The sequence below is a fragment of the Acidovorax sp. GW460-11-11-14-LB4 genome (assembly GCF_059423685.1).
This window is the reverse complement of record NZ_JBWKYJ010000121.1, coordinates 1-8,365: the sequence shown is the minus strand read 5'-3', so window position 1 is coordinate 8,365 and position 8,365 is coordinate 1. Positions and strand designations below refer to the sequence as shown.

Below are 8,365 nucleotides of genomic sequence, written 5' to 3'. Positions count from 1 at the left end.
CCCCCACACCGCCCGCCTGCGCCACTTTGTGCAGCAGCTGGCCGCGCTGGTGGAGCAGCGCCTGCCCGAGCCCGACACCCTGGCCCAGGGCGCCACGCTGCTGCGCACGCTGGTGGCCCATGACGACTGGCTGCCCGACACCTATGCCCAGCCCCACCCCGATCGCTACCAGCAGTACCTGCTGCATGCCGATGCGCTGGGGCGCTTTTCGGTCGTGAGTTTTGTGTGGGGCCCCGGCCAGGCCACGCCCATTCATGACCACACCGTGTGGGGCTTGATTGGCATGCTGCGCGGCGCCGAGGATTCGCAGGCCTATACCCGCACGCCCGACGGCCGCTGGGCACCGCAGGGCGCGCCCGTGCGGCTGCAGCCGGGCCAGGTGGAGGCCGTCTCGCCCAACGACCCTGCCATAGGCGATGTGCACCGCGTAAGCAACGCGTGGGAAGGCAACACCTCCATCAGCATCCACGTGTACGGCGCCAACATTGGCGCGGTGCAGCGCAGCGTGTACCTGGAGGACGGCACGCGCAAGCCATTCATCTCGGGCTACAGCAACGGCACCCTGCCCAACCTCTGGGACCTGTCCAAAAACCCTGCACCGGCTGCCTGAAGCCGATCCGACCCAACACCAAGACCATGACCGCTCCCGCCCTGCCCCAGACTTCGTTCCACCAGGTTCGCGAGGCCCTGCTCGCCCGCCAGGAAATCGCCTTGCTCGACGTGCGCGAGGAAGACCCGTTTGCCCAAAGCCACCCGCTGTTCGCCGCCAACCTGCCCGCCGGCAAGATCGAGCTGGATGCGTGGACGCGCATTCCGCGCCGCGACACCTTCATCGTGGTGTACGACAACGGCGAAGGCCTGGCCGAGCCCGCCGCGCGCAAGCTGCAGCAGCTGGGCTACACGCAGGTGACGCTGCTGGCCGGTGGCCTGCAGGGCTGGCGCGATGCGGGCGGCGAGCTGTTCATCGACGTGAACGTGCCCAGCAAATCGTTTGGCGAGCTGGTGGAGGCCGAGCGCCACACGCCCTCGCTGGCGGCCGAAGAGGTGCAGGCGCTCATCGACGCCCAGGCCGATGTCGTGGTGCTGGATGCGCGCCGGTATGACGAGTACCACACCATGAACATCCCCACCGGCGTGAGCGTGCCCGGCGCGGAGCTGGTGCTGCGCGCGCAGGCACTGGCGCCCAACCCGGCCACGCAGATCATCGTGAACTGCGCAGGCCGCACGCGCAGCATCATCGGCACGCAGTCGCTGGTCAACGCGGGCATCCCCAACCCGGTGGCGGCCTTGCGCAACGGCACCATCGGTTGGCTGCTGGCCGGCCAGACGCTGGAGCGCGGCGCCACCCGCCGCTTTGACCCCGCCGTGCATGCCGACCGCGAGCGCGCGCCCCAGCAGGCGCGCAGCGTGGCCGACCGCGCGGGCGTGCAGCGCGCCACCCGCGCCGACCTGGCGCGCTTTGCGGCCGAGGCGCAGCGCACCACCTACCTGCTGGACGTGCGCACGCCTGAAGAATTTGCCGCAGGTCACCTGCCCGGCTTTCGCAACACGCCCGGCGGCCAGCTGGTGCAGGAGACCGACCACACCGCCGCCGTGCGTGGCGCGCGCATCGTGCTGGTGGATGACGACGGGGTGCGCGCGAACATGAGTGCATCGTGGCTGGCGCAGATGGGCTGGGACGTGTGGGTGCTGGACGACGCGCCCGCCGCCGACTTCAGCGAGACCGGCGCCGTGGCCAACACCGTGCCCGAGCCCGAAGGCCCCATCGCCTGGGTCACGCCCGCGCAACTGGCGGCCTGGCTGAACGAAGAAAGCAAACAGCGCCCCGGCCACACCGCCGTGCTGGACCTGACCACCAGCGCCAACTACGTGCAGCGCCACATCCCCGGCGCGTGGTTCGTGATCCGCTCGCAACTGGCACAGGCGGTGGCCAGTATTCCCAACGCGCAGCGTTATGTGTTGACCTGTGGCAGCAGCCTGCTGGCACGCTATGCCGCGCAGGACCTGGCCCGCCTGACGGGTGGCGCCGAGGTGGTGGTGCTGGAGGGTGGCACGCTGGCCTGGATCGCCCAGGGCCTGCCGCTGGAGCATGGCGAGACGCGCCTGGCCTCGCCACGCATCGACCGCTACCGCCGCCCATACGAAGGCACCGACAGCCCGCGCGAGGCGATGCAGGCCTACCTGGACTGGGAGTTCGGGCTGGTGGAACAACTAGGGCGCGACGGCACCCACGGGTTCCGGGTGATCTGATTTACTATCGATTTAATAGCTGCCAGCGCATGATTCACTAGCGCCACCGGCTGATTTCGCTACAAACCCTCTTCTGGGGCGCCCCCGGGGCGCTCACAACGCCCCGTACCGCCACGACACGTTCATCGCCAGCACCTCGCCCTGCGCCAAGCTGCGCAGGCCGGACTGCCCCGGCTGGTGAAAGGCGTCGATGGGCTGGGTGATGGGCTCAAAGCAGAACGCCGGGCCCTGCGGCGGGCGGTACACCAGGCAGTAGTGGTGGGCCGCGCCGCCGTCCTTGGCAAAGCATGGCATGTGGGCGGTAAGGCGCAGCCCGCGCTCGGGCCAGTCGATCTGCGCGGTGCCACCCCAGCCGGTGTAGGCGTTGTCGATCAGGCCGCCGTTGGCAGGGGCGCCGGTGTTCAAGTCCCAACCGGGCGGGAAGTGCTGCGTGTGCTCCGTGGGCAAAGGGTCGTCGCCACACAGCCACACGCCTTGCACCGGCGCCGTGATGCGCGTGCCGGGCGTGCGCGGAAACCAGGGGTGCAGGCCCAGGCCGTAGGGCAGCGGCTGCGCGCCCAGGTGCCGCACCTGCACCGACTGGTCCAGGCCGCCGTCCACCAGGCGGAAGGTCTGTACACATTCGTACTCGTAAGGGTTGCCGTCAAAGCGCTCGGAGCGCAGCTGCATCTGCAGCGTGTCGGGCGCGGACTGGGTCAGCTGCCAGGGCTGCAACCACCCGTCGCCGTGGATGGGGTACGGCTCGCCCACGCGGTTGGGACGCATGGGGTGGAACTGCCCTGCATGCTCAAACCCGCCGCCGCTGATGCGGTTGGACCAGGGCACCATGGCGAAGGATGCAAGCTGGTACAGGTCGGGCGTGGCGCCATCCCACGGCCGCCACAGGTCGATGCGTGCATCAGCCTCTTGCGGGTCGTCGATCTGCCAGGCCGCCACGCTGCCGCCCAGCGTGGGCACCAGGCCCAGGTGCTGCCCCGCGTGGTGCAGCCAGACGATGGGGTTGGATGAAGAGGCCTCGGTCATGGGCGGTGTGCTTTCTGCGGGATGGAGAAAAAAGGAGGCGGAGCCATGGGCCTCGCTGCTGCGCGCGGGCCGGCATCAGCCGCCGAAAAGATGCGCGGGCAGGCCGGGCGTGCTGATGTCCACGGCAAACAGTGCCCCGGCCAGCGGCTCGGCCGCGAGCTGCTCGGGCGTGAGGCCGGTGCGGGCCGAGGTGATGTACAGCGTGCGCAGGTCCGCACCGCCAAAGGCGCAGTTGGTGACCTGGCTCACGGGCAGCGGGATGCGGGCCAGCTCGCCCGCCGTGTCGGCGTCGTGGCAGGTGACGCAGCCGCCGCCCCAGTGCGCCACCCACAGGCGGCCCTGCGCATCGGTGGTCATGCCGTCGGGCACGCCGTCCGCCGCGGGCCAGCGCTTCCACAAGGTCTTGTCGCTCACGGTGCCGGTGGCCGGGTCGCAGCGGTAGCGGTAGGTGGTGCCCTGCACCGTGTCGTTGAAAAACATGGCCGGGCCCTGCGCGGTGGTAGCCCATGTGGGACCATTGGTCACGGCAAAACCATCGTCGTGCCGCACGCAGTCGCCGCTGGCGGTGTAGGTGTAGAGCGCGCCCGTGGGCGCCTCGCACGCAAAGTCCATGCTGCCACCCCAAAAGCGGCCCTGGGCGTCACACTTGCCGTCGTTGAATCGGTTGCCTGTGCGCTCTGGCTCGGGCTGGTGCAGGTAGCGCGGGGCGATGTCAGCAGCGGGGTCGAACAGTGCAAAACCCCGGCGCAGAGTGACGATGAAGCCGGGGGCGTTGGTGCGCTCGGCAATGGCAGAAATCTCTTCGTCAAACGTCCAGCGCTGGTGGGCGCTGGTGGCCGGGTCCCAGCGGTGCAGCTCGCGCTGCAGGATGTCCACCCAGTACACGGCCTGCTCGCGCACCGACCACATCACGCCCTCGCCCAGTGCGTTGCCCAGTGCAACCACGCAGCGCACGGCGCCGGTTGTTGTGGGAGCAGAGGCGGACGCGCCGCTGGACGGTGGGATGGGGGTATCCAGCGAAGGGCGCACGTTGGTTGTCTCCGGTCGTTTTTTTGCATCGGCCTGCCGCCAGGCACTTGACGAGCGGCATCTTATCAACGCCAATTGATGCTTGAAATGAATTTTTTTGCCATTGATTGATTGCAATATTGATATGACGCAGCTTTTTACCCCCTCCTCTTCCTCGACCGACGCCACCGGCGCCCCCCAGGGCCTGGCGAAATTCCCCAGCCTGCAAGGCCGCGCCGTGTTTGTGACGGGCGGCGGCAGCGGCATTGGCGCGGCCATCGTGGCGGCGTTTGCCGAGCAAGGTGCCCGCGTGGCGTTTGTGGACGTGGCGCGCAACGCCAGCGAAGCCCTGGCCCAGCACATTGCCGACGCAGGCCTACCCCACCCCTGGTGGCGTGTATGCGATGTGCGCGATGTGAACGCCCTGCAGGCCTGCGTGGCCGAAGCGGCGGCCGAGCTGGGCAGCGACTTTGCAGTGCTGGTGAACAACGTGGCCAGCGATGACCGGCACACGCTGGAGTCCGTGACGCCCGAGTACTACGACGAGCGCATGGCCATCAACGAGCGCCCCGCCTTCTTCGCCATCCAGGCCGTGGTGCCTGGCATGCGCAGGCTGGGCGCGGGCTCGGTGATCAACCTGGGCTCCACGGGCTGGCAGGGCAAGGGCACGGGCTACCCCTGCTATGCCATTGCCAAGTCGTCGGTGAACGGCCTCACGCGCGGGCTGGCCAAGACGCTGGGGCAGGACCGGATCCGCATCAACACGGTGTCGCCGGGGTGGGTGATGACGGAGCGGCAGATCAAACTGTGGCTGGACGCCGAGGGCGAGAAAGAGCTGGCGCGCAACCAGTGCCTGCCGGACAAGCTGCGGCCGCATGACATTGCGCGGATGGTGTTGTTTTTGGCGTCGGACGATGCGGCGATGTGTACGGCGCAGGAGTTCAAGGTGGATGCGGGGTGGGTTTGATTTTTTGAAGTCTTTTTGGGCTCTGGCGCTTATCCATTAAGCGCTGGTAGCTATTGTTTTTGCAGTTTTTGAGGGTGGGTGTTGGTCTGGCGGCGTGCTCGGGTTGAGGACGGAGGCCGGGAGTCGCCCGGCGTGCGAGTAACTTTCTTTCGCGTCGCCGAAAGAAAGTCACCAAAGAAAGGGCGACCCTACTGCGCGCGTCCCTTCGCTGCGCTACGGGCAACCTGCGATGCTCGCACAGAGGGTGCGCCGCAGAACTCACTGCGCGCTACGCGCTCCGTTCAAACAACTGCGGCAAGTCAGTGCACGAGGTGCGTGTGTCCTTCGGCACACGCACGCACCCCCTGCCCTGCGCTTCTCGGCACGCGCAGAAGGGAACCCAAAAACGGACATCCACACGGGCCATTGCTTCGCTGCGCTACGCTCGGCCCCGTCTCGCGGGCGCAAGCGCCACGCGCTGCGCAAACTGGGCCGAGCGCAGCGATGGCCCGTGTGGCTGTTCGGCTGTTGGATGTTTGGCTCCCCACCCCTGCTGGCTGCGCCTGCGGCGGGGCGGTTGCGGGGTGAGCATGGGCGTCGAAGCGCCCATGCCTCGTGAACTGACTCGCCGTGGATGTCTGAACGAAGCTGCAACGCAGCGCAGTGAGTTCCACGGCGCACCCCGCAACCGCCCCGCCGCAGGTTTGCCCCTTCGCTCCGCGAAGGGGTCGCAGACTGGGGGTCGCCTTTTCTTTGGTGACTTTCTTTTGGCGAAGCAAAAGAAAGTTACTCGCATGCCGGGCGACTCCCGGCCTCCGCCCTCAGCAAAGGCATGCGGCACATTCAGCACACGAAAACAAACACTACAAAATCAATAGCAACCAGCGCATATCCCACTAGCGCATCCAGCCAATACAACCAAAAACCATCAATCCCCCACCTCCAACCTCCGCCCATACTGCACCAGACTAGTCTGCTTCAACGCCTTCATCATCACCTTCGCCGCCGGCGACAACAGCCGGTCCGACCGCGTGATGATTCCGAACGCATCCATATGGCACGGCATCGCCAGCGGCAACACCGTCACGATCCCATGCGCCGCGTAATAGCGCGCCACATCCTCCGCCACCACCGCAATCATGTCGCTCTGCTGCAGCATGCGCGTGATGAACAACAGCGCCGATGTCTCCACCGTATGCAGCGGCGGCGCCAGCCCGTCCTGCTGGAACATCAGGTCAAACCGGTGGCGCAGCACGCTGCCCGCCGGCGGCACGATCCAGCTGGCCGACACCACATCGCGCAGCGTCAACCCGGTCATGCTCGACAGCGGGTGGCCCGGGCGCGTCATGGCGCAGACCAGCTCCTCCGTCAGCGACTCGTAGCGCAGGTTCTCCTTGTCGTGCTCTTCGTACAGGCGGCCCACCACGATGTCGAGCTTGCCCTGCTCCAGCCGCTCCAGCAGCACCGGGCTGGTTTCGATGTCCAGCGAGATGCGCAGGCTGGGGTGCTCCTGCTTGACCTGCGCCACGGCAGCGGGCAGCAGGCTCAGGCCGGGTGAGGTGATGGCACCGATGCCCACCTGGCCGTAGTGCCCGCGCTTGAGCGCACCGATCTCGTCGTGCGCCTGGTTCAGGTTGGCCAGGGCCATGCGCGCGTGGCGGATCATCGTTTCGCCGTACCAGGTGGGGCGCATGCCACGCGGCAGGCGGTCAAACAGCGACACCTCCAACACATCCTCCAGGTCCTTGAGCAGCTTGGAGGCGGCCGGCTGCGTCATGCTGAGCACCTGGGCGGCGCGGTGGATGTTGCCCTCTTCGGCCAGGGCCACCAGCAGCAGCAGTTGGCGCGTCTTGAGGCGGGCGCGGATGAACCAGTGGTTGTAGGTGCTCATGGATGGCGAAGGACGGGAAAAAAAGGGGAGGGGTTTTCCAGAATGCAAAGAACGATATGTATTTTGTCTAAAAAACGATTGGATTGATATCAAAACCTTCCATAGACTTCGCCGCAACTGCAACAAAGGCCTGTCTCCATGAAGCTCGGCGACCTCCAGCTCAGCCCCCGGCACCTGATCAATGGCCGGTGGGAAATCGGCACCACCACCGGCATCAGCACCAACCCGTCGGACATCCGCGAGGTGGTGGCCGAATATGCCCGTGCCGACCGCAACCAAACCGAGCTGGCCGTGCGCGCTGCGGCCGATGCCCTGCCCACCTGGAGCCAGAGCACGCCCCAGCGCCGCGCCGATGTGCTGGACCTGATCGGCAGCGAGCTGCTGGCACGCAAGGACGAGCTGGGCGCGCTGCTGGCCCGTGAAGAAGGCAAGACCCTGCCCGAAGGCGTGGCTGAGGTGGCGCGCAGCGGACAGATCTTCAAGTTTTTTGCGGGCGAGGCGCTGCGCATCCAGGGCGAGCTGCTGGCCTCGGTGCGCCAGGGCGTGCAGGTGGACGTGACCCGCGAGCCCGTGGGCGTGGTGGGCATCATCGCGCCGTGGAACTTCCCGTTCGCCATCCCGGCCTGGAAGATCGCCCCTGCCCTGGCCTACGGCAACACCGTGGTGTTCAAGCCCGCCGAGCTGGTGCCCGCCTGTGGCTGGGCGCTGGCCGAGATCATCAGCCGCAGCGGTCTGCCCGCCGGTGCGTTCAACCTCATCATGGGCAGCGGCCGCGAGGTGGGCCAGACGCTGGTGGACCACCCACTGGTCAACGCGCTGAGCTTTACTGGGTCGGTGGCCACCGGCGACCGCATCCTGCGCGCCGCGAGCCAGCGCCGCGCCAAGGTGCAGCTGGAGATGGGCGGCAAGAACCCGCTCATCGTGCTGGCCGACGCTGACCTGGACCAGGCGGTGGACTGCGCACTGCAGGGCTCGTACTTCTCCACCGGCCAGCGCTGCACGGCGTCCAGCCGTCTCATCGTGGAGGCCGAGGTGCACGACGCCTTTGTGGCGCGCCTGCGCAACCGGCTGGCCAGCCTGAAGGTGGGCCACGCGCTGGAGCGCGGCACCGAGATGGGCCCGGTGGTGGACGACAACCAGCTGGCGCAGAACCTGGGCTACATCGACATTGCGCGCAATGAGGGGGCGGAGCATGTCTGGGGTGGCGAGCGCCTGGAGCGCCCCACCCCAGGCCATTACATGAGCCC

General features: G+C 67.5%; 7 protein-coding genes. 4 read left to right on the top strand and 3 right to left on the bottom strand.

Features of this window, described 5'->3' with window-relative positions:
• Positions 1-16 precede the first annotated feature (16 nt).
• Positions 17-610, top strand: coding sequence for a cysteine dioxygenase family protein (locus AC07X4_RS23465; RefSeq protein WP_494741480.1), 594 nt, complete (start codon positions 17-19; stop codon positions 608-610).
• Positions 611-636: 26 nt separating this feature from the next.
• Positions 637-2,250: a rhodanese-related sulfurtransferase gene (locus tag AC07X4_RS23460; protein WP_494741479.1), complete on the top strand. Its 1,614-nt coding sequence runs from the start codon at positions 637-639 to the stop codon at positions 2,248-2,250.
• A gap of 93 nt (positions 2,251-2,343) precedes the next feature.
• Here AC07X4_RS23460 and AC07X4_RS23455 read toward each other — a convergent pair whose 3' ends face one another.
• A complete protein-coding gene (locus AC07X4_RS23455) occupies positions 2,344-3,273 on the bottom strand; it encodes an aldose 1-epimerase (RefSeq protein WP_494741478.1) in 930 nt (309 codons plus the stop codon).
• Between the two features lie 75 nt (positions 3,274-3,348).
• Entirely contained in the window at positions 3,349-4,302 is a 954-nt protein-coding gene (locus tag AC07X4_RS23450; RefSeq protein ID WP_494741477.1) for an SMP-30/gluconolactonase/LRE family protein, read from the bottom strand.
• Between the two features lie 124 nt (positions 4,303-4,426).
• Here AC07X4_RS23450 and AC07X4_RS23445 point away from each other — a divergent pair, with 124 nt between their 5' ends.
• Positions 4,427-5,248: an SDR family NAD(P)-dependent oxidoreductase gene (locus AC07X4_RS23445; RefSeq protein ID WP_494741476.1), complete on the top strand. Its 822-nt coding sequence runs from the start codon at positions 4,427-4,429 to the stop codon at positions 5,246-5,248.
• Between the two features lie 907 nt (positions 5,249-6,155).
• Here AC07X4_RS23445 and AC07X4_RS23440 read toward each other — a convergent pair.
• Positions 6,156-7,118 carry a LysR substrate-binding domain-containing protein gene (locus AC07X4_RS23440; protein WP_056067548.1) on the bottom strand — a complete coding sequence of 321 codons (963 nt, stop codon included), beginning with the start codon at positions 7,116-7,118 and terminating at the stop codon, positions 6,156-6,158.
• A 138-nt stretch (positions 7,119-7,256) separates the two neighbouring features.
• On the opposite strand from AC07X4_RS23440, the gene AC07X4_RS23435 reads away from it, so the two are divergent.
• Positions 7,257-8,365, top strand: a 1,109-nt coding sequence (locus AC07X4_RS23435) for an aldehyde dehydrogenase family protein (RefSeq protein ID WP_494741475.1), incomplete at its 3' end; no start/stop codon positions are given.